The sequence below is a fragment of the Collinsella aerofaciens ATCC 25986 genome (genome assembly GCF_964239575.1).
GTDB lineage: Bacteria > Actinomycetota > Coriobacteriia > Coriobacteriales > Coriobacteriaceae > Collinsella > Collinsella aerofaciens_BQ.
The window spans coordinates 23,384-47,863 of sequence record NZ_CAXSQQ010000003.1; the positions used below are offsets into that span (position 1 = coordinate 23,384).

Here is a 24,480-nt window from a genome sequence, read left to right on the forward strand (position 1 = left end):
CTATATTGTATTCTACGTTATCTAGTTTTGCATACCACATAGCAGGCAAGAAAATTGGTGGGACAACGCACTGATGCATCGTCCCACCATTTAGTTAATTGATAACAACCTTACATAAGATATATTATCGTACTTATCTACGGAGAAATGCGTATGCGCTGGTTGCCGCTATGGCTCCGTCAGAAACCGCGGTCACAACCTGGCGCAAACGCTTGGAACGGATATCGCCTGCGGCAAATAGACCTGGCGTGCGGGTCGCCATGGATTCATCAGTCAGAATGCCGCCATCAGGCGCCAGATCGACTAGATGCTCGACAAGTTCGGTATGGGGTTGCGTCCCGGTATAGACAAAGATGCCGAAAGAGCCGGGCTCAAATGACTCGGTATGAATTTCCCCGGATGAATTGTCCTTAAAGGCGATCGTCGTTGGCATGGCTTCGCCCGAGAGCTCCACAATACTAGTTTGGTACCTAACTGTAATATTGTCCTTTTCGAGTACTTTCTGAACAACACCATCAGGCGCACGGAACTGGTCGCGGCGCAGCACGATGGTCACACTGCTGGCAATGTCTGACAGGAACAGTGCCTCTTCGCATGCCGAATTGCCACCACCGATTACAAAGACCTGTTTGCCGCGGAAGAACATGCCGTCACATGTTGCGCAATATGAAACGCCACGACCGCGATAGGTATCCTCGCCAGCGAAACCTGCCGGACGCGGGGTGGCACCCATGCAAGCGATAACGCTCGAGGCCAGCGTATCGCCCATGTCGTGATGCACTGTAAACAGCGCTGCATCGGCATCGTAATCGATACCCGTAACCATGCTCCATGCGACCTGCGCTCCCAGGCCCTCTGCATGCTGCTGAAAACGCTCGCCGAGTTCGGCGCCACTCAAGAGCGGAATGCCCGGATAGTTCTCGACTTCATTGGTCGTGGCGATCTGTCCGCCCGACATGCCCTGTTCAATCACGGTCGTCGTTAGGTTGGAGCGCGCCGCATAAATGGCCGCAGCATAGCCCGCAGGGCCGCCACCGATAATCGCAACATCGATCGGCTGATCGGTAGTCATGAAGAGACCTCCTGTCGAAAGATTGGCGTTCTTTGCGCTCATACCCAAATTTAGGCGAACGTGACACTCATGCACTACAATGATTCATTGCGAAACAAAGATGAAGGGGAGTTATCGATGGATCAAACGCAGACGAGCAACGACGCTCCCCTGCCAACGCAAAGCACTCCCCAACCGGAGCAAATGACCGTTTCACCTGCACAAAAACCCCTAGTAACCATTGTGCACGCATCGGTTGGATCGGGCCACAAAGCCGCCGCCAACGCGATTGCACAAGCATTTGATCTTATCCGCGGCACCAAGGGAATCCCTGAGGATATTGAAATTGAAGTGCTCGATATCCTTGATTTTGGACGTATTAAATTCGACGGCAATAAGACCGCGGCTTCTTTTACGGGAGCCACACGCCCCATTTACGACCTGACCTGGCGATATACGTTTACGGGACATCTGCTCTGGGGTGGCGGCACGGCATGGTCACGTATTATGTTCCCCGCCTTCAACGATTATGTCCGCACCCGCAGGCCCATGGCCGTGGTTGCAACACACATTACGGCAGCCAATGTTGCTGTGGGCGCCCGCGTCATCACGGGTATCGATTACCCGGTCATCTGCGTACCAACAGACTATGAAGTCGAAGGCTTTTGGCCCCACAAGGACACCGACCTGTTCTGCGTGGCCAACGAGTTTATGGCCGAAACGCTGCGCCCGCGCAAGGTTCCCGAGACCAAAATCCGCATTACAGGCATCCCCATCCGCGCCGGGTTTGATACGGACTACAATCGCGAGGAAGAACTCGAGAAGTTCAATCTCCCCACCGACAAGACCATTGTGCTGATGATGGCCGGCGCCAGTTTGCCTCAACCGTACGTTCGCTTTCGCGCGGAGATGGACCGCACACTTCCCTTCCTGCGCAGCTTCGAGGACATGCACTTTGTCTTTTTGCCGGGCAAGGATGAGGAATACGCCACCCGCCTCAAGACGCTCTTCGACGCCATGAAGCTCGAAAACGTCACGGTTCTGGACTACGTGGACGACATGGCAGCCCTCATGCACGGCTGCGACCTGGCAATCCTCAAATCGGGCGGGCTCACCGTCACCGAGTGCCTGTGCGCTCATCTGCCGATGATCCTGCTGGGCAAATCATACGGTCAGGAAAAGGCCAACACCACGATGCTCACCGGCATGGGCGCCAGCATGCATGTCACCACCGCACGAGAACTCATCGTAACCCTGCGCCATCTGCACGATCATCCGGAGTCGCTCAAGGCACTGCTCATCAATGGCGAAGTGCTGCGCCGCCCACGCGCAGCGGAGGACATCGCCATCGCAACCATGGAGCTCGTAGGCAAACCCCAAAAGCGCAAACGAGCCTTCTGCCGCTTCTACTGGGGCGGAAAGCCCGCGCATATCCGCTAGTCGAATGTCCGCCGCTCTGCCGGAGCCGCCCTTATATCATTCCATGCTCAAGCATTCTCGCTTCGCAGGGCGCACTAATCCCTCCCGTCCGGGGCTCACCCATATCATTCCATGCTCAAACATTCTCGCTTCGCTGCGCTCGCTGCGAAACTGCGCGTGGAACGATATGGGTGAGCCCCGGACGGGAGGCTTCTTGCTTGAAAACAAATTGAAATCCAACTAGTAAGCCGGTGCGACAAAGGAGAAATCCCCTTGTCGCACCGGCTTACCAATTGATTAATGCTAACGGTTACCAGCGAAGATACACGGTAGTTGCAAGCATGCAAACGTAGCTCACCCGTGGGAGGTCCCTATATATCGTTCCACGCGCAGTTTCGCAGCGCAGCGAGAATGTTTGAGCATGGAATGATATATAGGGGCCTCCCACGGGTGAGCGGACATTACAATACGCCGCTAGAACCGAAACCGCCGACTCCTCGGTCGGTTTTGTCTAGTTCTTCTACTTCTATGAGGTTGACCGTGGGGACTTCTTGGATGACGAGCTGGGCTATGCGGTCGCCTTTGTTGATTTGGATGTTGTTCGTGAGGTCTAGGTTAATGAGGATGACTTTGAGCTCTCCTCGGTAGTGGGCGTCGATGAGGCCAGGAGTGTTGACTATGGACAGGCCTTGCTTAATGGCCAGGCCGCTGCGGGGCTGGACAAAGCCGGCGTAGCCGTCGGGCAGGGCGATGGCCAGCCCAGTAGAGACCAGACGACGTTCGAAGGGCTTCAGGACGCAGTCCTCGTTGGAGCGCAAATCCAAGCCGGCATCGGTGGGATGGGCGTATTTGGGAAGCTCGACGGTGGGGTCGAGACGCTTTATGTTGACGGTAATGTTGGGCATGGAATCACCTTAGCTTGTCGAGCTCTTGCAGAAACTCATCGACGTCTTTGAAATCGCGGTAGACCGAGGCAAAGCGGATGTACGCCACCTTGTCGATCTTGGCCAAGCGCTTGAGCACCATGTCACCCAACTCATGGGACGTGACGGCCGTAAGCGTACGAGAGCGCAGCTCGACCTCGATGTCGTCGATAATCTCATTGAGCTTCTTAGTGTCGATATCGCGCTTGATGGTGGCGCGCATCAAGCCGACGAGCAGCTTATTGCGATCGAACCGCTGCTTGGTTCCGTCTGACTTAATGACCTCGATTGGGTCTTCACATCGCTCGAACGTTGTAAAGCGGTAGTTACACGAGCAACATTCGCGACGGCGCTTGATGGTGTTATTTGACTCCTGCATACGGGAATCAACAACGCGGGTATGTGCCTTGCCGCATTTGGGACAGCGCATGGTACCTCCTCTTAAACGATAACAAGGGTACCATGCGCAGCGCGATAATGATTACGAACGAGCAGGAACCTTAAGATGCGCACCGGCGGCGAGCGAACCATGCTCCAGATGATTGACGTTACGGATCATGTCGGAAGTCTCTTGCGTGGAAAGGCCTTCGATAGGATATTCCTCGGCAAGCGACCAAAGAGAATCACCAGGCTGAACGCGAATGGTCTCGTAGGTAACGTTGGAAACGGACTCGGCATACGAGGCGTGACGAGCGCTAAAGACCGACGTAGCGAGGACAACGAAGAGCGTAAGCGCAACGGCAACGGCGACAATCGTCGGAACCTTCAGGGCAACGCGGGCCGGCGCAACTACAGCCTGCTGATTGCGAGCAGGCTTTACGGTCAAAGGCTGAAAGCCGGAGCGGCCACCCCGAACAACCGTAAAAGTGGGTTCTGCAGGCGTCTCGAGCTTAAGGGCGAGGTTTCCCTGGACCATATTCGTTGCGTTCATCATGTTCTCCTCTCGCGTGTTTTGCTGAGAACAGTTTTATCAAGCCGCGCAGACAAAAATGTCTAGCGCGAGAACGAATGTTCGGTTATTATTATCTTCGAACAGTTGTTCCTGTCAAGCAAAATTCGAACATTTGTTTGACATGGGTAGAGAGGATGCCCTGATGGCTCGCAAAATTACCAAGCGTCAGCAGCAAATTTACGACTTCATCAAGGAATATCAGCAGGAGAAGGGTTATCCGCCCAGCGTGCGCGAGATGGCTTCTGCCGTGGGCCTTTCCTCCCCCAGCACCGTGCACGCCCATCTATCTGCCCTGGAGGCACGCGGGCTTCTCAAACGCGATGCCACCAAACCGCGCGCCCTGGAACTCTTTAACGAGGACGGTTCCTCTGTCTCAATTTCTAAATCTGACGAGCCCACCGCACCTCGCGGAACGGTCTCGCTACCGCTCGTTGGTCGCGTCGCGGCTGGGATTCCCATTCTGGCCGAGCAGAATATCGAAGACACTTTTACTATCCCGACCGAAATCGCCACCGATCAGGGTTCCTTTATCCTTGAGGTGCATGGGAGCTCAATGATCAATGTCGGCATCTTCAATGGCGATTACATCATCGTCCGTGAACAAAAGAGTGCCATGAACGGCGAAATTGTCGTGGCCATGATTGATGGTTCAGCGACCGTCAAGACGTTCTACAAGGAGCAGGGACGCGTACGCCTGCAGCCCGAGAATGACACCATGGAGCCTATCTATGCAACAAATCCCGTTATTTTGGGCAAAGTCGTCGGCTTGATGCGCCGGTTCTCGTAATGCAAAAACGCATCACCATCTTTGATACCGTCCGCGGGTTTACGATGATTTCAATGGCAGGTTTTCACGCTTGCTACGATCTCGCCTACCTGTACGACTGGGATATGCCCTGGTTTACCCAGACTGTCTTTCAAGACATCTGGCGCGCCAGCATCAGCTGGGTATTTTTGTTTATCGCGGGTTGGATGTGCACTCTTTCGCGCAACAATATCAAACGTGCCGCCAAATACGCCTTAGCAGCACTCGTCGTCTGGTTGGCAACAACACTTGTCTCAGTCGACGATTCGGTTAATTTTGGCATCATCTACTGTATGGCCGCATGTACCGGCATCGTAGCGTTGACCAATCCCGTCCTTAAGAAGATTTCAGCGAGATGGGGCATGTCCTTATGCCTTGTGTTGTTCGCCCTCACCTGGAGCATCCCCAAAACGACCTACCCTGTCCCCTACCTAGCGTGGCTAGGATTTCCGAGCCCTGGGTTTGTTTCAGGTGATTACTACCCCATCATCCCGTTTTTCTTTATGTATCTTGCAGGATACTTCGCCGCACACATAGCGCAGGGAATCGATAAGACCATCCCAAGCTGGGCCTACGCCAATCCCATCCCGGCGCTCGCCAGCCTTGGACGTCACGCACTCCCCTTTTATCTACTGCATCAGCCCATTATTCTGGGCTTTTTGGAGCTCGTCTACTCGGTGCGATAACGCTTGAGCCGCGGCGCGATACGAGCCGACAGCTTCGCAACAATACGAACGCCGCCCTCAAGATACTCCTCGTGCAAAAGGGTTCCCTGTTCATGCACCAGCGTGATGAGGGCGCCCTCGCGATACGGGATATCAGCGGAGAGCAACACATCGGTGGCAGCCGCCTCACGAGCAATACGGTCGACGAGATCGTCGAGCCCCTCGCCCGTCTGGGCCGAGAACAGCACGGCCTCGGGATAGCGACGACGGAAACTCAATCGATCAACGCTATCGAGAAGATCGATTTTATTGAATACGGTCAGCGTTAAACGCTCTCCGGCGCCGATCTCATCAAGCACGCGGTCGACAGCCTCCAGCTGCCGCTCATAGTCCTCGTCAGACGCATCTACGACTTTGAGAATTAGATCGGCACCCAACACCTCGGACAGCGTCGATTTAAAGGCATCAACAAGACCATGCGGTAGCTTTTGAATAAAGCCAACGGTATCGGTAATCGTCATGCCGCGACCGCCGGGCAGGCGATACGAACGCGTCGTCGGGTCGAGCGTAGCAAACAGCTTGTCCTGCGAAAGTACCGTAGAGCCGGTCAGGCGATTGAGCAACGTCGATTTACCGGCATTGGTATAACCGGCTAACGCGACGCGAAACGCCGGTGACTCAATGCGGCTCTTGGACTGGACATCGCGACGCTGCTCAACCTGCTTAAGCTCACGACGAAGCGCGGCAATCTTATTGCGAATGAGTCGACGGTCAACCTCGAGCTGGCTTTCACCCTGGCCAAAGCGCGAACCGATGCCGCCGCGCGTCTGCTCCTTGGCAAGATGGCTCCACATGCCACGCAGACGAGGCAAAAGATATTGAAGCTGCGCCAGCTGTACCTGTAGGCGTCCCTCACGCGTCTGAGCATGCAGACCAAAGATATCCAAGATCAGTGCTGTACGATCGATAATCTTTACCGGCTCGCCCACGGCTTTCTCCAAATAGGATTGCTGTGAGGGCGTCAGGTCGTCGTCAAAGATAACGACATCGGCATCCATGCGATGCACCAGGCCGCACAGCTCTTCAACCTTACCGGAACCGATAAACGATTTTGGATACGGCTTAACCAGACGCTGTGACAAACGCGCCACGCACTGGGCGCCAGCCGTATGGGCCAGGCGCTCAAGCTCGTCAAGCGAACGATCGAGCGGCCATGCATTGTCGCGCCACTCAACACCAACTAATATGGCACGCTCGGGCTCGGGTGCCGTGGGAACAAGGGGGAAACGGGCCATTAGGCAGCCTCAATACGATGCAGGATGTCCTCAATGACCTCATCGATCGTAAACTCGTCCATATCAAACCACACGATACGGTCATCGCGCTTAAACCACGAAAGCTGACGTTTGGCATAGCGACGCGAACGCATCTTGATGAGTTCGCGAGCCTCATCCATAGAAATCACGCCATTGAAAGCATCAATGATCTCTTTATAGCCAATTGCCTGCATCGACGTCAGGGCATCTCCCAGCCCCTGGTCCATAAGACCGCGAACCTCATCAACAAGACCCTGTTCAAACATCAGATCGACGCGCAGGTTAATGCGCTCGTAGAGCACCTCGCGATTACGCGTCAGACCAAACCATAGAGCATGATAATGCTCGCGCGGAACACTAAACTGACTTTTTTGCTGTGCATAGGAGATACCATCATCATGCATCTCGAGCGCACGAATCACACGGCGCACGTTATGGGAATGAATAACAGCAGCCGATTCTGGGTCGCGCTCGGCAAGCAGGGCATGCAGTTCTTTCTCGCCAATACGCTCGGCAAGCTCCTGATAGCCCGCACGGCGATCGTCCTCAAGTTCACCCGAGGGAAAGTCCATCTCATCGAGAGCAGCCTTGAGATACAGCCCCGTACCTCCGCAAAAAACCGGCAGGCGACCCGAACCAAGGAGACGTTCAACATGCGCGCGAGCGTCAGCCTGATAAAGCGCAGCAGAATATGGCACACCCGGCTCTACAATGTCGACGAGACGCAGCGGCGCCGTACACTCATTGGGCGCCATCTTTGCGGTACCGATGTCCATGCCGCGATAGATTTGCATCGCATCGCACGACAGCACTTCGGACGAAAGACGAGCGGCCAAACGGTCGGCAACATCACTCTTACCAACCGCCGTCGGACCGACGATCGCAACGGCGGAAAGACCTGCCCCGGAAGAAACCATTAGCGCGGCTCGCCCACAACGGAGCCGGACAAATACCAGGTCTTGGCAACGTCAACGTCAACATCAACGATCTTGCCAACAAGCTGATCGATGCTGTAACCCTCGGGGATAGGCGCATGCACGGTCTGATTCTTGGGACTCTTGCCCAGCAGGACCGCATCGTTCTTCTTGCTCGTGCCCTCAATGAGCGCCGGCACCACAGTATGAAGCTCACCCTGGTTATACTCATGTGCCGTGGTCTCGATAACCTTAACCAGGCGGTTGAAACGCTCGAGAATAACCTCATGCGGCGTAGGATCGTCAATCTCTGCGGCCGGGGTACCGGCGCGCTTGGAATAGATGAAGGTATAGGCCTGGGCATAGCGGACCGTCTCGGCAAGTGAAAGCGTCTGCTCAAAGTCTTCTTCAGTCTCGCCCGGGAAGCCAACGATAATGTCGGTCGAGAGCGCGATATCAGGCATACGGTTGCGAATGCGATCGACCAAGCCCAAATAGTCCTCGCGTGTATAACGGCGATTCATCTCTTTGAGGATCCGCGTCGAACCTGACTGGACGGCCAAGTGCAGCTGCGGCATAACGGCAGGCGTTTCGGCCATGGCGTCGATGGTCTCGGGCAGCAGATCCTTGGGATGCGAAGACGTAAAGAAGATGCGCTCCACACCCGTATCGCCCACGGCACGCAGCAGATCGGCAAAACGCGGCTTACCAAACAGATCGCGACCATAGGAGTTAACGTTTTGGCCCAGCAGCGTAATCTCACGCACGCCCTGGCGCACCAAACCAGTCACCTCGTCGACAATCTCCTCGAAGGGGCGGCTCTTTTCGCGACCGCGCACGTACGGAACGATGCAATAGGTACAGAAATTATTGCAGCCCGTCATGATGGGCACCCAAGCGTGATACTGGGTCTCGCGATGCCACGGCATGCTCATGGCATCCGTATCCTCATGCTCATTGGTGCGGATATGACGCTTACCATCAAGGAACGCCTCGGCAATGAGCTCGGCCACATGCGCGATGGAATGCGTGCCAAAGATAACATTGACGTTATCGACGTTGGTGAGCAGGCCCTCGCCATCACGCTGCGCAATGCAGCCGCCCACGGCAACCACACGCTTGCCCGAAGGCGAAGGCGGCAGGCTTTTGCAGGAATTACACTGACCGTACAGGCGAGTATCGGCGGCCTCACGCACACAGCATGTCATGAAGACAACGATATCGGCATGCTCGGGATCGAGCGCCATGAGGCAACCATACGAATCGAGCAGACCGCTCACGCGCTCGGAATCGTGCTGATTCATCTGGCAGCCAAAGGTGCGGATAAAGTAGGTTTTACCGGCAAGAATATCGCGTACGGAACGCTGGTCCATGTGCATAAGTCCTAACGATGGAAGGGAGGCGAATCGAGGCAAGCAGAAGCTATGCCACAGGCTTAACATCATCCATGACGACGTTATCCATAGCAGCTCGATTGATCTGGTGAACGTAGATAGAAAGGCGGATGGCCGTGCGCGACTCCCCGTTAATGAGGATGTCGGAGAACACGGGCGCGCAGGAAATATCAAAACCGGTTGGAATCAAAAAACCGCGCGCGATAGCCACGGCCTTAATGGCCTGGTTGACCGCACCGGCGCCGACACACTGGATGTTGACGGGTACACCATCCTTGACCATGCCGGCGATGGCGCCGGCAACGGACGCGGGCGATGATTTGCTTGATACCTTCAGGCAATCCATGAAGAAACTCCTGCGTTTAAAAGTACGTTTTAACTGCAATAACTTTATCGTACCGAGAGGACTCGGTAAAGGCACTATTCCTCTTTGGCAAGATCGAAAGTCACAGTGATTCGATCACGCGAAACACGAATCTTTGGGTCGCCGCAAAGGTTGAGATAGTACCTGGCGGCAAGGTCATTGAAGTCCCGCTCCACAGCACGCGAAAACTGTGCCATGTCATCCTTGGCAATACGTAGCCCGCGACGATCCTTCGCGAGATCGACAAGAGCCGGCGCATGCGAGGACGAATCACGCTCGCGCAGCAGACGCGCGGTCACACCGCGAACGGGCTTAATCTGCCCTGCCAAAATGCGATGTGCCGTGCGCTCGGACATCTCAAGACCCAAACCCGAGCAGATACGGATAAAGTCCTCGGCATCAGAGGCAAGGCCTAAACGATCGATAACCGGAAGCTCGCTCTCGTCATCAATAAACAGGAGACGAGACGTATCGAGCCTACTTGACGCCTGAGCATAAAGGGTCGCGGCAATCTCAGACGGAGAACCAAGATAGACATCGCAACCACGCAACTCCTCGAGCGCAAACTCACAAGCAGCGCGAATAATATTATGCGGGCCGCGAGCACAAACATAACGTCCGTCCTCATCCTTGACGGCCTGGGGCCAGCTGGACTGATCGGCACGCTCACTGAGGCGGTCGGCCGCAACGCTCACCTTAAAGGCCGAGCCAAGGTCGACACCAGACGTGACCACACGGGCCTCGTCGGTGTTCTGCTTGATCGAAAACAATGCCATGCCACGACCGTGAACGCCCCAACGGTCCATCTTCATGCTCTCGAGCTTGGAGGTAACGCGGGCATCGAAGATTCGCTCCTGCATATCCTGCGGAACGCCCGAACCGTTATCCAGAAAGACAAGCGTGCGGACGCCATCTTCCTTGGTCGTAGCGAGATAGACTTTGTCGGCGCCAGCATCGCGAGCATTACGGAGCATTTCGATGACGATATCCTCGACATGCTGAATGTCGTGCTTTGCCTGGCGCCGTTCGGCCTCCGAAACGCGGAGGCGGACATACCCCTCGCCAAGGTTCTCCTCGACGCGAAGGTTGCCCTCCCCCGACATCGACGCGATAAATGAGATGAGCTCGTTCGCGTCGCTCATGTTATTTAGCGATATCGACAGCGCGGCTCTCGCGAATCACGACGACGCGCACCTGACCGGGATACTCCATCTCTTCCTCGATCTGATGGGCGATATCGTGAGCCAGGACCGTGGACTGGGCATCGGAGATCTTGTCCGGCTGAACCATGACGTGGACCTCGCGACCGGCCTGCATGGCATAGGTACGCTCGACGCCGTCATGGGAGTTGGCAATCTCCTCGAGCTTCTCAAGACGCTTGATGTAGTTCTCGGCAGACTCGCGACGGGCACCGGGGCGAGAGGCAGAGACAGCATCGGCGGCCTGTACCAGGACATCGAGCACCGTGTTGGGATCGACATCGGCATGGTGAGCCTCGATAGCGTGGACGATAACGGGCTTCTCACCATAACGGCGGGCAAGCTCGGCGCCGATGACGGCATGCGGGCCCTCGACGTCGTGGTCGATTGCCTTGCCCAGGTCGTGCAGCAGGCCGGCGCGCTTGGCGGTCACAACGTCAAGGCCAAGCTCGGAAGCCATCACGCCGCACAGATCAGAGACCTCGAGGGAGTGCTGAAGAACGTTCTGGCCAAACGAGGTACGGTAGCGCAGGGCACCAAGTGTCTTGACGATCTCGGGATGCAGGTCGTGGATGCCGGTATCGAAGGCAGCCTGCTCGCCAGCCTCGCGCACGCGCTGCTGAACCAGGTCGGCAGCCTTGTGATACATCTCCTCAATGCGGGCGGGGTGAATGCGGCCGTCGGCGATGAGGTTCTCGAGGGCAACACGGGCGGTCTCACGACGGACCGGGTCGAAGCTCGAAAGAACGACGGTCTCGGGCGTGTCGTCGATCACGAGGTTGACGCCGGAAACCTGCTCGAAGGTCCGGATGTTGCGACCCTCGCGACCGATGATACGGCCCTTGAGGTCATCAGAGGGAATATGCACGGAGGTAACGGTGACCTCGGCAGTGTGGTCGGCAGCGCAGCGCTGAATCGCCAGGGACAGAATCTCCTGGGCGGTCTTGTGGCACTCGGCGCGAACCTGCTGCTCGGACTCACGAATGATCGTGGCAGCCTCGTGGGTGACCTCGCCGCGAACCTTGTCGAGGAGCTCCTTGTGGGCGTCCTCGCGGGTCAGGTCGGCGATACGCTCGAGTTCGGAGGTCTGCTTTGCGCAGAGCTCCTCGAGCTCACGGGAGCGCTTCTCGACCTGACCGGCCTGGCTGGACAGCTGGTGCTCGCGCTTGTCGAGAGCGTCGTTGCGGCGATCGAGGGATTCCTCGCGCTGCATCACGCGGTTCTCGAGCGTACGAATCTCGTTCTTACGCTGCTTGTCCTCGGCCTCGGCGGCCTGCTTGTTCTTGATGATCTCCTCTTTAGCCTCGAGTAGAGCCTCTTTTTTGAGGGTCTCGGCCTGACGCTTTGCATCACCGATCAGGGACTCAGCCTGTGCGTGTGCCGACTGGATCTTTTCGTCGGCCTCGTGAAGACTACCCTGCTTGGCGGTGCGCATGTAGGCAATGGCGGCGATGGCACCCAAAACGATGCCAACGAGCGCTGCGATGATAGGCATGCTCACTCCTTTTTATGGATTCGTTACACAACAAAGCGAACCGTCCTTACGAACGGCTCGCGACATTTGAGTAATATGGGCGCAGCTTATGCGGGTCGGATACAGATAAACATATAAACAAACTCATAACAGATGAGCACATATCACAAAGCAAATGACAGTGTTTATCGTACGTTGAACCACAACAACTGTCAAATAAATGGCCCCGGCACGGCGGCTAAAACGCGGTGAACGGCAGGGCCACAAAACGCATACGCCTAAACCGCACATTCCTCGCGTTCTGCATCGAGACGTGCCTTAACGGCATCGGCGGCGATGTGATACGAGAAGCCCTTGCCCATCAAAAACCGAATCAGTTTTTCGAATCCGCGCGTCTCTGGAACACGCCGCTTGGCGAGCAGGGCTGACGCACGCGACAAATCGTCTTCGACGGCAAAATAATCCTCGGGATAACCGGGAATGTCATCGAGCACGACATGACGGCGCTTGAGCTCGGTCTCGATTTTGCGCTGTCCCCAACCGCGCCGCTTGCGCTCCTCGATAAAGTACGAGCAAAAGCGGTTCTCGTCTAAAAAGTGATACTCGGTGGCGCGCTCGACGGCGAAATCAATCGCGGGCTGGTGAAAGCCGTAGCGAGCCAGCTTGACACGGACCTCACCCGTCGCATGGTCGCGGCGCGATAACATCTCGGTCACCATGGTAAGCGCACATTTACGCTCGATGAGCTGTACCGCCTCACGAAAGTTATCCCAATCGCAGGGCAGATCGGGGCGATTTTTGACATACAGGCGCGCGACCCGCACGGGAATCCAAATGGACCGCTCAAAACCGCCCTCAAGCTCACAATCGATATGTGCGCAAGGCTTTTTGGACGCATACCCACTCGAGAACGAGGAGGCCGCCTTCTTATCGGGAAAGACGACCGTGGCCTCGGTCACCGTATACGACATGAGCGTAACCGCTACTCGTCGTCATCATCGAGCATGGCGGAACCATCGATGGCGTAAAGCTCGTCAAACTCCTCAGGCGCAGGCTGATCGGTCAGCTCGACCTCGGACGGAGCATCGTCATCAAACTCAAGTCCGCAGGCAAGGCGGACCTTATGCTCAATCTCGTCAGCGCAATCGGGGTGTTCGCGCAGGAACGCCTTGGCGGCCTCGCGACCGTTGCCGAGCTTGTCCTCGCCATAGGCAAACCAGGAGCCCATCTTCTTGCAGATGCCGCACTCGACAGCCATGTCCAGAATCGAGCCCTCCTTAGAGATACCCGTACCGTACATGATGTCGAACTCAGCAGAACGGAACGGAGCTGCCACCTTGTTCTTAACGACCTTGGCGCGCACGCGGTTACCGATAACCTCGTCCTTAAGCTTAATGCTGTCGATACGGCGAATGTCGATACGCACCGAAGAGAAGAACTTAAGGGCGCGGCCGCCCGTCGTAGTCTCGGGGTTGCCGAACATGACGCCGATCTTCTCACGCAGCTGGTTAATGAAGATGCACGTCGTGTTGGACTTGGACAGCGAGCCGGCGAGCTTGCGGAGCGCCTGGCTCATCAGGCGAGCCTGAAGACCGACCGTAGTGTCGCCGATTTCTCCCTCGATCTCGGCACGCGGGGTCAGCGCGGCGACGGAGTCGACGACGATGGCATCGATGGCGCCGGAACGCACGAGCATGTCAACAATCTCGAGCGCCTGCTCGCCCGTATCGGGCTGGGAAATGAGCACCTCGTCGATATCCACGCCGATGCGCGCGGCATACGTGGGATCAAGCGCGTGCTCGGCATCGATAAATGCCACAACGCCACCCATTGCCTGGGCCTCGGCCAGGATCTCGAGCGAAAGCGTCGTCTTACCGGAGGACTCAGGACCGTAAATCTCGACGATACGGCCGCGCGGCACGCCGCCGATACCCAGCGCGGCATCGAGGGCCAGGGCGCCCGTGGGAATGGCCTCGACCTCGAGCTCGGGACCACCGTCGCCGTACCTCATGATGGAACCCTGGCCGAATTTCTTCTCGATCTCGGCCTTGGTGGTGGCGATCATCTCATCGCGCTCTTTACCCGTCGTGCGAGCATGAACGGTACGTACGGGACCTGAATTCTTGGCCATGAATAGCCCTCCTCTTAACAACCTGCATCGATAATAAACGAACGGCTGTTCGTGGTCAACCGTTCAGGCCAATCATATGCAGGCGGTCTTTCCAAAACCCAACCAAACGCCGACCAAACACTGACCAAATGCTTGACCACAAAGGACCAAATATGAACAAGGCAAGCAATAATACATCTACAACCAGCACAAACGCCAAATGAGCCTAAGGTCCCTATCTCCACAATTAAGGGGCTCGGAGGCCCCTTAAAACACGTCTATTCCATAGAGTTGAGCACAAGGGCAATGCGACCCAATGCCTCCGTGACCGCATGGGCACGAACACACGAACGGTCGCCCTCATAGTGGCAGCGCACAGAGTCCACGACCGGCACGCCCCCATCGGCGGAACGATGCGCCCAGCCAATATAGAAAGTGCCCGCCGGATCGTCCTCAGTGCCACCGCCGGGGCCGGCATAACCCGTTGCGCTCACTGCAATATCGCTCTGGTACAGCTCCAGCGAACCCACCGCCATCTCGCGCGCGGTCTGATGCGACACCGCGGTATAGCGGTCGAGCGTCTCCTGCTCAACACCAAGAACACGATGCTTAATCTCATCGCAATAGGTCACCGCACCGCCACGCAGCACCGCCGAGGCGCCCGGGATATCGGCAATCGTCGAGGCGATCATACCCGCCGTCAGCGACTCAGCCGTCGAAACCGTCACGCCCCGAGCGCTCGCGCGCTCGACAATATCACGCGCCAGCTCCTCGTTATGTGCGGAAATCTGCTCAAAAGAGTCCGTCATACCCACCAGGACCTAGACCGAAAAGACGATCTTGCGGCAGTTCCAGAAGTACTGGGCGCCCGAGATAACGGTCAGGACAACGGCAACGGCGTACAGGAAGCGCGACACCGAGTAGATGCCGAGCGTCAGCGCCACCGGGCCAAGGTGCAAGCCGGCCATAGCAAAAACGCACAGGTAACCGCAAATGGAGACCATCGTGGTTGCCGTCTTATACTTGCCGAGCTTATCGGCCGCAACGACCACACCGGCCGCACTCGCGACCATGCGAAGGGCGCTCACCAGCAGCTCGCGGAACAGGATAATGAACACGGACCACACGGTCACCGCGCCAAAATCCAAGAACAGCAGCAGGGCCGAGAACACGAGCAGCTTATCGGCGATGGGGTCCAAGAATTTACCGAAGTCGGTGATCTCGTTGCGCGAACGCGCCAGATAACCGTCGACCTTATCGGTGCACGACAGGATCACATACAGAATGAAGGCAGAGGCGGCGAGCGGGCCGTCGAAGGTGCTCCAATCCGTACCGGCAACACTCGTGTGAGAAAGCGCCGACACGATCATGAACACCGGGATAAAGACGATGCGAACGCACGTCACGATGTTGGCGGGCGTCCAGACACTCGTCAGTTCCTTATTGCTCTCGTTAGCCACGACGCTCTCCTACTCCACAACATGACCGATAAGCTCATAGCAGAAGCTATCGGTAAACTCGACGGTCAGAATATCGCCCACGGACGCCTCGCTGGCGTCCAGATGCACCGCGCCATCGGAATCGGGCGCCTGGAACCAGGCATGGCCGATCAGCTCGGCGCCATCCTCGGTCTCTTCGATACCGTCGACGATCACCTGGGCGCGCTCGCCCACATGTGCGGCGGTGGCGGCAAAACCGAGCGACTCGGCCAGGTCCATGGCCTCCTGGGCGCGCTCGAGCTTGACCTCTTCGTCGACCTGACCCTCCATCTTAGCGGCCAGGCTGCCCTCCTCCTGCGAGTAGGCAAAGACGCTCGTGTAGTCAAAGCCGACGGTGTCCATAAAGTCGATAAGGTCGCGGAACTCGTCGTCGGTCTCGGTCGGGAAGCCGACCATGGCCGTGGAACGGATCACGATGCCGGGGATACGCTCACGCAGATCGCGGAACAGGTCCTCGAGCTCCTGGCGCGAACCAGAACGGCGCATAGCCTTGAGGATGCGCGCGTCGCAGTGCTGCACGGGGATATCGATATAGGGCAGCACCTCGGGCGTATCGCGAATCGTCTCGATGAGTTCGTCAGTCATGCCCTCGGGCTGCAGATAGAGCACGCGGACCCAGACGTTGTGCGGGCGCACGGCCTCGGCGACGGCACGCAGCAGCTGCGCCAGATTGCGCGGCGAGCCATCGGCGACGTCCTCGTCGGCAAAGTCGGTACCCCAGATGCCCGTGTCCTGGCCGATCAGCACGATCTCGCGCACACCGCCGGAAACCAGGTCGCGCACCTCGGAGATGATGCTCTCGGCATTGCGCGAATGATAGCGGCCGCGGATGTAGGGAATCATGCAGAAGCTGCAGAAGCGGTTGCAGCCATCGGAAATCTTGACGTAAGCGACAGCACCCTCGACGGTACGTTTGACCTGCGGGATATAGGCTGCAATCTCGCGCTCGACACCCAGCACGCCATCGATGACCGCCACGATGCCATCTTCCTCGTCGGCCTTCACAAAGGCAGCGACCTCGGGCAGCTCGTCAGGCAGGTCATCGCCATAGCGCGACGGCACGCAGCCGCACATGACGATGGGACAAGAACGAACGCCGTCCTGAACCTCGTTGGCGAGCTCGAGCGTGGTCTCGATGCTCTCGGACGTTGCGGAGGCGAGGAACGAGCAAGTATTGACGATGGCGATATCGGCATCCTGCGGGTCGAATGCCTCCTCGTAGCCCGCGGCGGTCAAAAGAGAACGCATGCGGTCGGTGTCAACCTCGTTCTTAGCGCACCCGAGGGTGATGTAGAGCACGGAGCCCAACGGTGTATCCATGTTGGAGAGCGGTCCTTTCGATTGATATTAGCGGTAGTTGGTGAACTGCAGCGGCTGGCCGTAGTCCTGGGCGCGCAGGAACTGAATCACGGTCTGCAACGCGTCCTTCGAAGCAGAGGAAACACGCAGTTTGTCGGCCTCGATGGTCACCTTGACCTTGAGCTTTTGATCCTTGATGTCCTTGTTGATCTTCTTGGCGGTCGCCTGGTCGATACCCTCGACGATATGGCCGAGCACGCGCACGGTGCCACCCGATGCCGCCTGCGGAGCATCCCACGAGACAGCCTTGAGGTCGATGCCGCGCTTGATGAGCTTGGAGCTCAGCACGTCAACAATCTGTTTGGAGACAAAGTCGGCCGGGGCGTTGATCGTAAAGAGCTTGTCGCCCTTCGAAAGCTCGATCGTGGCGCCGGAATCCTTAAGGTCATAGCGCTGGGAAATCTCGCGCGTGGTCTGCTGGAAGGCGTTGTCGACCTCTTGCATGTTGACCTCGGACACGACGTCGAAGCTGGAATCTTTAGCCATGATGTTTCCTTTCGCGTACGAGCGGCCTAGTAGCTATCGTACGAATTGTCGGTAGAATCGGTGGGTGTCTGACCGTCAGTTGCGGTATCGGCGCCATCCGTGGACTGGGCATCGGTACCGTCGGTGGTATCGGTACCATCGGTGGTGTCGGTACCATCAGAACTTTCACCATTCTCGGAATCAGACGTCTCCTTCTTGGGAACGGTGATCGTCACACGCGCCACGCCCGAGGTCTTGGTATCGTAACGAACCTTTTCACCGTTCTTGGTAACGGTGACATCGGAAGGCTTGGACGTGGTGATCTCGATCGAAGACTCGGGCGTGTACTCCTGCTCAAAGGGGCCAGTCGCCTGGGCGCCATAGACCGACTTGCCGTCAACCTTGACCTCAATCCACGCGGTCTTTCCCTTGGCAACGGAGACTTTGACCTTCGTGACCTCGTTCTCTTCCTTCTTGGCCGTCGTCTTGGTAGCGTCCGAATCAGTCGACTCATCCGTCGCCTCATCGGTGTCATCGTCCTCGTCGACCGTTTCGGTCTTCTTAGAAGACTTCTTGGTCGTCATCTTGGTAGCAGTGGGCGTCTCGGGCGTGTTCTCGGGCGCCGAAGATGCGCAGCCACGTAGAAGCACCACGATGAGCACAATCAACAGCAGCACAACGGCACCGATGCCGGCGTAGACGATACGCGGATCGAGCCCGTTGTTTTGAGGAGTACGTGATCCGCCGCGTCCACGACCGGAACTGCTGCGGCCGCTTCCCTGAGGCATACGACCGCGATTGCTATCGGAACGGCCGCGATAGCCACCCTGGCCCTGAAGGCTGCGCTGACCCGAGCGGGGCGCAAGTTCACCGCGGCCTTGATAGCCACGCTGGCCCGAACGCGGAGCCGAAGAACGCTGGCCATACGGCTGTGATTGAGAGAGAAGACGCGGCGTCACCTGCGTGGTATCGGCATCCGCATAGCCACCGCGAGAGCGTCCCGTAGAGGCACCACGGTAACCGCGATCGGAATAGCCGCCGTCGCCGTAGCCGGCACGAGGGTCACGCGCCACGCCTCGGGCAGCGGGAAGTGCACGGTCCTCGGGCATCGGCGTACTGCGGAACCGGTCACGCTGTGAGCGAATCTCCTCGCCCGAACCCGTCTCGGTAATATAACCGGCCTGCTGAGGACGCTGTCCATAGCGGGTCGAACGACCGCCCTGAACCATCAGGAAGCGCCCGTTATCGACCGAGGAACGCGAATTGACGTAGCCGGCGGCGTCCTGAAAACGACCGCCCTGCTGCGACGTCTCGCGTTCGTATGCCATCAGATCGTCAAAGTAGGCATTGACGACCTCGCGCGGATTGAGGCCCAAAAAGCGAGCATAGCTCGAAATCATGCCCTGCGCATAGCCGCGCGGCGGCATCGAAGCAAAGTTACCGGTCTCGAAAAACTCGATGATCTGCGGCCTGATTTTGATGGTGTTGGCGACTTGCTGAATGGAAAGGCCCATTCGGCGACGCTGCTCAAGCAGCATGTCACCAAAGCGTGCAGCCATCAGAATCCTCCAAACTCACGATCTTCACGTGCCATCTCGGCGTCGACAGACTCCAGCGCGGCAAGCCCCTCCTCGTCCAACAGGACCTCGCGCGGCTTGGAACCGTCGGGCGGGCCGACGACACCCTTTTCTTCCAGCATATCCATAATACGCCCGGCACGCGCATAGCCAACCTTCAGACGACGTTGCAGGCCAGATGTGGAGCCAAGCTGCGATTCCACCACAATATGGGCGGCTTCCCAAATGAGCGGATCATCGTCTTGCGGCTCGGCGACTCCGGTACGGACAATGCCGCCGCCACCCGCCATGGACATGGAAGCGGGCGCCACGGCAGACAGGATCTCCTCGTGGTAGTCGGGCTCGCTCTGCGACTTGACGAACTCGACGACCTCGTTGATTTCATCATCCGAGACAAAGCAGCCCTGGATACGGCGAGGCTTGCCCCAGTCGACCTTGGAGAACAGCATGTCGCCCAAACCGGTGAGCTTTTCGGCACCCATCTGGTCGATGATGACGCGCGAGTCGATGCCCGTGGCGACATTAAAGGCGATGCGGTTGGTGATGTTGGCCTTGATAAGGCCCGTCACTACGTTGGAACTGGGGCGCTGCGTGGCCACGATAAGATGAATGCCGGCGGCACGGCCCAGCTGCGCAATACGCACAATCGAGGCCTCGACATCCTTACCGGCGACCATCATCAGGTCCGAGAGCTCGTCAATGATGATGACCAGGTAGGGCATCTTTTGCGGCGGGTTGTCGTAATGCTCAAACTCGCCGGCGGCCTGCTTTTCGTTGTAGGTCGAGATCTTACGCACGTTGAGACGCTCGAAGACCTTCAGGCGACGCTCCATCTCGGACACGGCCCATTGCAGAGCGCTCGCGGCCTGCTTGGGCTCGGTCACCACGGGCACATAGAGATGCGGCAAACCGTTATAGCCCGCAAGCTCGACGCGCTTGGGGTCGACCATGATCAGGCGAACGTCCTCGGGAAGTGCGCGCATGAGCAGGGTCGTGATGATGGAGTTGATCATCACCGACTTACCAGAACCGGTCGTGCCGGCGATCAGCAGGTGGGGCATCTTGGCAAGGTCGGCGACGACCGGCGTGCCCTCGGCATCTCGACCGATGGCCAGCTCGAGCGGACCGCCCTTCACATAGGGAAGCACGTCGCCCAGGTTGACGTTCTGGCGCTTGCGATTGGGGATCTCGATACCCACAAGCGAGGTACCGGGGATCGGGGCAAAGATGCGCACCGACTGAGCAGCGAGCGAAAGCGCGATATCGTCCTCGAGGCTCGAAATCTTGCTCACGCGCTCGCCCTCGCCAGGTTGCAGCTTAAAGGTCGTCACCGTGGGGCCGGCGATCCAGCCGACCACGCGGGCACTGCGGCCAAACTCAAGCAAGGTGGATTGCAGTGACTCGGCAGTCTGTTCCAGCTCCTTGTCAGATGACGCGGAGGACGCCGACTGCGGGTTGGCGTGCAGGATCTCGAGCGGCGGAAGCTTGAGGCCGTCCTCTTCTTCGCCCTCGTTATCTGCGGCGCCGCCGTCCGCTCCCCCATCGCTAGCCGCAGCCGATTCGACAGCACTCGAGGCAAACGCATCGGCAACCTTGGGATGCTTCAAGAAGTCGGGGATCTGAGGTGCTGCCGAAACAGGATTCACGGCAAACGGCGGCTCGGACTCGTCGATCTTATCGGGGTCGTCTTCCATCGAAAGCTGACCGGTTACCTGGTCGCGCTTTGCATGGCGGCGCGGCAGCAAAGTTGTCTTTGCGGTCTCAATCGGAGCCTCGTCATCCTCGTCATCGCCCTCGGTGAGCTCAATCTCGCTATCGGACCAAGACGGGTCGGGCTCGCTTGTATTGAGCTTAGGCGCAGCCTTGCCCTTCTTGGCATGGCGGCGCGGCAGCAGCGTCGTCTTAGCGCGCTCAACCTCAACCGACTCGGACACGTCGACAAACGGATTCTCGTCCTCGTCGTCATCGTCCAAAACCGGGTCCACATCGTTGCCCATGACCGTGGTCACGGCAGCATCGGAGCCCTTTTGACGAAGAATGCTCAGGTGCGGACGGGCAACGCCGGGCACCGACAGGGCTTCGTCGTCACCCCACGGGCTGGCGTTGACATCGGCACGACGGCGCTCGGCAAAATCGGCCGCACGGTCGCGAGCAGAGCGCAGCACGCCACCCACCGAAAAGCCGATGATGACCAAGCCCACGACGACAAGGCCCAACAGGACTACCATCGCGATAGGCTTACCCAGGGCATTCTGCAGCGCACTCGCAATAAACGCACCGATGTAGCCACCCGAGGCGGACAAATTTTGCGGCGTGAACATAAGGTCACACGAGACACTCGTACCCGGCACCATCAGCGAAAGAATGGAGACGACGGCGATAAAGACCACGGCTCCGCCCGCAACAGAGCGCACGTTGAGCGGCGAGTCCTCGCCTAAAAAGAGCGTGGCGGCAAACAGCAAAATAACGATCGGCAGCACGTAGGCGCCCAGACCAAAGCCCAGGTGGTAGAAACCGGCAACCGCAGCCGTAACGGGTGCAGTCGCCGGCGAAATCACGGCAATGAAGGACGCAATCGCCAAAACGGCGATGACCACGCCGGCGATATCGCGGTTGGCCGAGGGCTCGACCAGGGGCTCAAAATCGTCGAAGTCGGTCTCGTGGCCCTTATTGGCACGAAGATGGGAACCGGCACCCTTAGCAGATGCCGGTTGGTTGTTGGCTTTATTGCCTTTGGCGTTTTGTGCAGATCCGCGCGCCAAACTAAACCTCCATGACGACCGGGATGATCATCGGACGAGTGCGCGTACGACTCCAGATAAAGTTAGAGAGCGAGTCGCGCACGGCCTTGCGAATGGCATCGGAACCGCTGCTCGTAAAGCTGAACTTGCCCTTCTCAATCGTCTTCATAATAGACGCGGAGGCATCCTCGGAGAACTGGTCGTCGATGGCAAACGAGACGCCGCGGCCCGAGAACTCGATGGCCTCAATCTTCTTGTGCTTGAGCGAGACGATGGCGACGGCCGTGACCATACCGTCATTGGCGAGCTTCTGGCGATCGCGCAGGACGATGGGGTCGGTATCGCCGATACGCAGGCCGTCGACGTAGACGACGCCGGACTCGACGGGCGTACCACGCTTGACGATACCACCGCGCATCTCGAGCGTGTCGCCGTTATCGAGGATAAAGATGTGATCATCCTTGATGCCCATCTTGCGGGCCAGCTGGGCATGGGCGCGCAGATGCACGGCCTCACCGTGAACCGGCATAAAGTACGTGGGCTTGGCCATGGCCATCAGGAGCTTAAGCTCCTCCTGGCTGCCGTGGCCCGAGACGTGGACAAGAGCACGGTTCTTATCCCACACGTCGCAGCCGAGCTTGGCCAAGCTGTTGACGACCTGCTGAACCGCTTTCTCGTTGCCGGGAACGGGAGTTGCCGAGAGGATGACGGTATCGCCCTCGTGGATAGAGAGCGTCTTGTGCTCGCCATTGGCCATGCGGGACAGGGCCGACAGCGGCTCGCCCTGAGAACCGGTGCACATGACGACGATCTTGTCGTCGGGCAGGTTATCGATATCGAAGGCATCGATGATATCGGCATCGTCGATGTTGAGGTAGCCCAGCTCGCGCGCGACGCGGGTGTTGGTGAGCATGGAGCGACCGGTCACAACGACCTTACGGCCGCACTTGCGGGCGGCATCGCAGATCTGCTGCAAACGATGGATATGGCTCGAGAACGAAGCGACGAACACGCGACCCGGGGCGTTCTTGATGGCATGCAGTAGGTTGGGACCAACCTCGGCCTCGGACTTGGTAAAGCCGGGAACCGTGGCATTGGTGGAGTCGGACAGCAACAGGTCGATGCCCTGCTTGGCAAAGCGGCTGATAGCGGCATAGTCGGGCGTGACACCATCGATGGGCGTCTGGTCGAGCTTAAAGTCGCCAGTGTGCATAACGGTGCCCTGATTGGTGCGAATGAACACGCCCAGAGCGCCGGGGATGGAGTGCGTCATCGAGAAGAAGTCGAGCGAGATGCCGCCGAGGTTGACATGGCTGCCGCCCTTAACCTCGCGGAACTTGGGTGCGCGGATGCGGAACTCAGAAAGCTTGCCTTCGATAAAGCCAAGCGTCAGCTTGCTCGAGAAGATGGGCACCTTGTTGTTGAGGTCCTGCAGCAGATACGGAAGCGAACCGGTGTGGTCCTCGTGGCCGTGGGTGACGACGATACCGCGGAGCTTCTCCTCGTTCTCCAGAACATAGGTGTAGTCGGGAAGCACCAGGTCAATACCGGGCTGGGAATCGTCGGGGAACATGAGGCCAGCGTCAACGAGCACCATGTCGTCGCCGCATTCGAAGACCGTCATGTTCTTGCCGATGCCGTCAAGGCCGCCGAGCGGAATGATCTTCAAGGGAGATGATTTTTTAGCTGCCATAGGTTAGTGTGGTTTCCTTTCTTCGAAACGGGTCTGGAACAACCGACGGGGCGCTTCTGGCAAACCGACCGCCGGGAACGTACAAACATGCATCGCAGAGTCGATGCAATAACCACAGTATGATACCCATTTGCACAACAACAGACCACCCATGCATCAAAGCCCCATCTGAACTGGTCCATCCCGCCGGTTTCCCGTGGGGCGGGCACTGATGAAGTTTCCTGCTCTACAGTCCTGCTCACGACGGAGGCCACATTAAGTGGCCTCCTGTTCGTGCGGAACTCGCGATAAACTTCATCAGTGCCCGCCCCACGGGAAACCTGCCAAATAGAGACAGGTTTATTTTGGTCGGTTTTATCTGGGAAGATGCTGCTGCGGCTATCTACAGATCTGTAATCTGACTACTGAATAGACTGTCTAACTAAATAGCGAGCGGCATTAACCAGCCCTTTTGCTTGCGCCCGGGAGAGACGCATATGAAGTTTATCGCGAGTTCCGCACGCAAAGGAAAGCACTTAATATGCTCTCCGTGCGAGCAGGACTGTAGAGCAGGAAACTTT

22 protein-coding genes are annotated in these 24,480 nt (G+C 57.8%); 3 read left to right on the plus strand and 19 right to left on the minus strand.

The window, feature by feature from the left end; translation table 11 throughout:
- Nucleotides 1-133 precede the first annotated feature (133 nt).
- Nucleotides 134-1,072: an NAD(P)/FAD-dependent oxidoreductase gene (locus tag ACESUZ_RS02835; RefSeq protein WP_373198334.1), complete on the minus strand. Its 939-nt coding sequence runs from the start codon at nucleotides 1,070-1,072 to the stop codon at nucleotides 134-136.
- A gap of 222 nt (nucleotides 1,073-1,294) precedes the next feature.
- On the opposite strand from ACESUZ_RS02835, the gene ACESUZ_RS02840 reads away from it, so the two are divergent.
- Entirely contained in the window at nucleotides 1,295-2,491 is a 1,197-nt protein-coding gene (locus ACESUZ_RS02840; protein ID WP_373198336.1) for an MGDG synthase family glycosyltransferase, read from the plus strand.
- Between the two features lie 440 nt (nucleotides 2,492-2,931).
- On the opposite strand, the gene dut is transcribed toward ACESUZ_RS02840, so the two are convergent.
- The 3 genes from dut to ACESUZ_RS02855 are packed head-to-tail and all read right to left on the minus strand — an operon-like array spanning nucleotide 2,932 to nucleotide 4,324.
- Nucleotides 2,932-3,375, minus strand: coding sequence for a dUTP diphosphatase (gene dut / locus ACESUZ_RS02845; protein ID WP_373198338.1), 444 nt, complete (start codon nucleotides 3,373-3,375; stop codon nucleotides 2,932-2,934).
- A gap of 4 nt (nucleotides 3,376-3,379) precedes the next feature.
- Nucleotides 3,380-3,823 (minus strand): transcriptional regulator NrdR, encoded by a 444-nt coding sequence (nrdR, locus tag ACESUZ_RS02850; protein ID WP_022093781.1) that lies wholly within the window; start codon nucleotides 3,821-3,823, stop codon nucleotides 3,380-3,382.
- 51 nt (nucleotides 3,824-3,874) lie between these two features.
- Nucleotides 3,875-4,324, minus strand: a complete 450-nt coding sequence (locus tag ACESUZ_RS02855; RefSeq protein ID WP_373198341.1) for a LysM peptidoglycan-binding domain-containing protein — start codon at nucleotides 4,322-4,324, stop codon at nucleotides 3,875-3,877.
- 163 nt (nucleotides 4,325-4,487) lie between these two features.
- Here ACESUZ_RS02855 and lexA point away from each other — a divergent pair, with 163 nt between their 5' ends.
- Entirely contained in the window at nucleotides 4,488-5,132 is a 645-nt protein-coding gene (gene lexA / locus ACESUZ_RS02860; protein ID WP_040359862.1) for a transcriptional repressor LexA, read from the plus strand.
- A complete protein-coding gene (locus tag ACESUZ_RS02865; protein ID WP_373198343.1) occupies nucleotides 5,132-5,836 on the plus strand; it encodes a heparan-alpha-glucosaminide N-acetyltransferase in 705 nt (234 codons plus the stop codon). The genes lexA and ACESUZ_RS02865 overlap by 1 nt, the downstream gene beginning before the upstream one ends.
- On the opposite strand, the gene hflX is transcribed toward ACESUZ_RS02865, so the two are convergent.
- The 15 genes from hflX to ACESUZ_RS02940 form a co-directional block, all read right to left on the minus strand.
- Nucleotides 5,821-7,110 (minus strand): GTPase HflX, encoded by a 1,290-nt coding sequence (gene hflX / locus ACESUZ_RS02870; protein WP_373198345.1) that lies wholly within the window; start codon nucleotides 7,108-7,110, stop codon nucleotides 5,821-5,823. The two genes, ACESUZ_RS02865 and hflX, sit on opposite strands and share 16 nt — an antisense overlap.
- Entirely contained in the window at nucleotides 7,110-8,048 is a 939-nt protein-coding gene (gene miaA / locus ACESUZ_RS02875; protein ID WP_373198347.1) for a tRNA (adenosine(37)-N6)-dimethylallyltransferase MiaA, read from the minus strand. Before miaA ends, hflX begins: the two co-directional genes overlap by 1 nt.
- The gene (gene miaB, locus ACESUZ_RS02880; protein ID WP_055285164.1) at nucleotides 8,048-9,418 is read right to left on the minus strand and encodes a tRNA (N6-isopentenyl adenosine(37)-C2)-methylthiotransferase MiaB; all 1,371 of its coding nucleotides are present in this window, start codon (nucleotides 9,416-9,418) and stop codon (nucleotides 8,048-8,050) included. Before miaB ends, miaA begins: the two co-directional genes overlap by 1 nt.
- Before the next feature lie 49 nt (nucleotides 9,419-9,467).
- Nucleotides 9,468-9,785: a stage V sporulation protein S gene (locus ACESUZ_RS02885; protein ID WP_006235982.1), complete on the minus strand. Its 318-nt coding sequence runs from the start codon at nucleotides 9,783-9,785 to the stop codon at nucleotides 9,468-9,470.
- Between the two features lie 74 nt (nucleotides 9,786-9,859).
- Complete coding sequence (locus tag ACESUZ_RS02890) at nucleotides 9,860-10,945, minus strand: ATP-binding protein (protein WP_373198350.1); 1,086 nt, start codon at nucleotides 10,943-10,945, stop codon at nucleotides 9,860-9,862.
- A 1-nt stretch (nucleotide 10,946) separates the two neighbouring features.
- Nucleotides 10,947-12,497 (minus strand): ribonuclease Y, encoded by a 1,551-nt coding sequence (gene rny, locus ACESUZ_RS02895; RefSeq protein WP_089573375.1) that lies wholly within the window; start codon nucleotides 12,495-12,497, stop codon nucleotides 10,947-10,949.
- Between the two features lie 257 nt (nucleotides 12,498-12,754).
- The gene (locus ACESUZ_RS02900; protein ID WP_373198352.1) at nucleotides 12,755-13,447 is read right to left on the minus strand and encodes a regulatory protein RecX; all 693 of its coding nucleotides are present in this window, start codon (nucleotides 13,445-13,447) and stop codon (nucleotides 12,755-12,757) included.
- A gap of 11 nt (nucleotides 13,448-13,458) precedes the next feature.
- A complete protein-coding gene (recA, locus tag ACESUZ_RS02905) occupies nucleotides 13,459-14,607 on the minus strand; it encodes a recombinase RecA (RefSeq protein WP_022094695.1) in 1,149 nt (382 codons plus the stop codon).
- 257 nt (nucleotides 14,608-14,864) lie between these two features.
- Complete coding sequence (locus ACESUZ_RS02910) at nucleotides 14,865-15,395, minus strand: CinA family protein (RefSeq protein ID WP_055309901.1); 531 nt, start codon at nucleotides 15,393-15,395, stop codon at nucleotides 14,865-14,867.
- Nucleotides 15,396-15,407: 12 nt separating this feature from the next.
- Nucleotides 15,408-15,956: a CDP-diacylglycerol--glycerol-3-phosphate 3-phosphatidyltransferase gene (gene pgsA, locus ACESUZ_RS02915; RefSeq protein WP_373198474.1), complete on the minus strand. Its 549-nt coding sequence runs from the start codon at nucleotides 15,954-15,956 to the stop codon at nucleotides 15,408-15,410.
- A gap of 99 nt (nucleotides 15,957-16,055) precedes the next feature.
- Nucleotides 16,056-17,405, minus strand: coding sequence for a 30S ribosomal protein S12 methylthiotransferase RimO (gene rimO / locus ACESUZ_RS02920; protein ID WP_138112638.1), 1,350 nt, complete (start codon nucleotides 17,403-17,405; stop codon nucleotides 16,056-16,058).
- Nucleotides 17,406-17,432: 27 nt separating this feature from the next.
- A complete protein-coding gene (locus ACESUZ_RS02925) occupies nucleotides 17,433-17,930 on the minus strand; it encodes a YajQ family cyclic di-GMP-binding protein (RefSeq protein ID WP_373198354.1) in 498 nt (165 codons plus the stop codon).
- A gap of 26 nt (nucleotides 17,931-17,956) precedes the next feature.
- Complete coding sequence (locus ACESUZ_RS02930) at nucleotides 17,957-19,468, minus strand: helix-turn-helix domain-containing protein (RefSeq protein WP_373198356.1); 1,512 nt, start codon at nucleotides 19,466-19,468, stop codon at nucleotides 17,957-17,959.
- Complete coding sequence (locus ACESUZ_RS02935; protein WP_373198358.1) at nucleotides 19,468-22,248, minus strand: FtsK/SpoIIIE family DNA translocase; 2,781 nt, start codon at nucleotides 22,246-22,248, stop codon at nucleotides 19,468-19,470. Before ACESUZ_RS02935 ends, ACESUZ_RS02930 begins: the two co-directional genes overlap by 1 nt.
- A 1-nt stretch (nucleotide 22,249) precedes the next feature.
- Nucleotides 22,250-23,920 (minus strand): ribonuclease J, encoded by a 1,671-nt coding sequence (locus ACESUZ_RS02940; RefSeq protein WP_006235967.1) that lies wholly within the window; start codon nucleotides 23,918-23,920, stop codon nucleotides 22,250-22,252.
- Nucleotides 23,921-24,480: the final 560 nt, after the last annotated feature.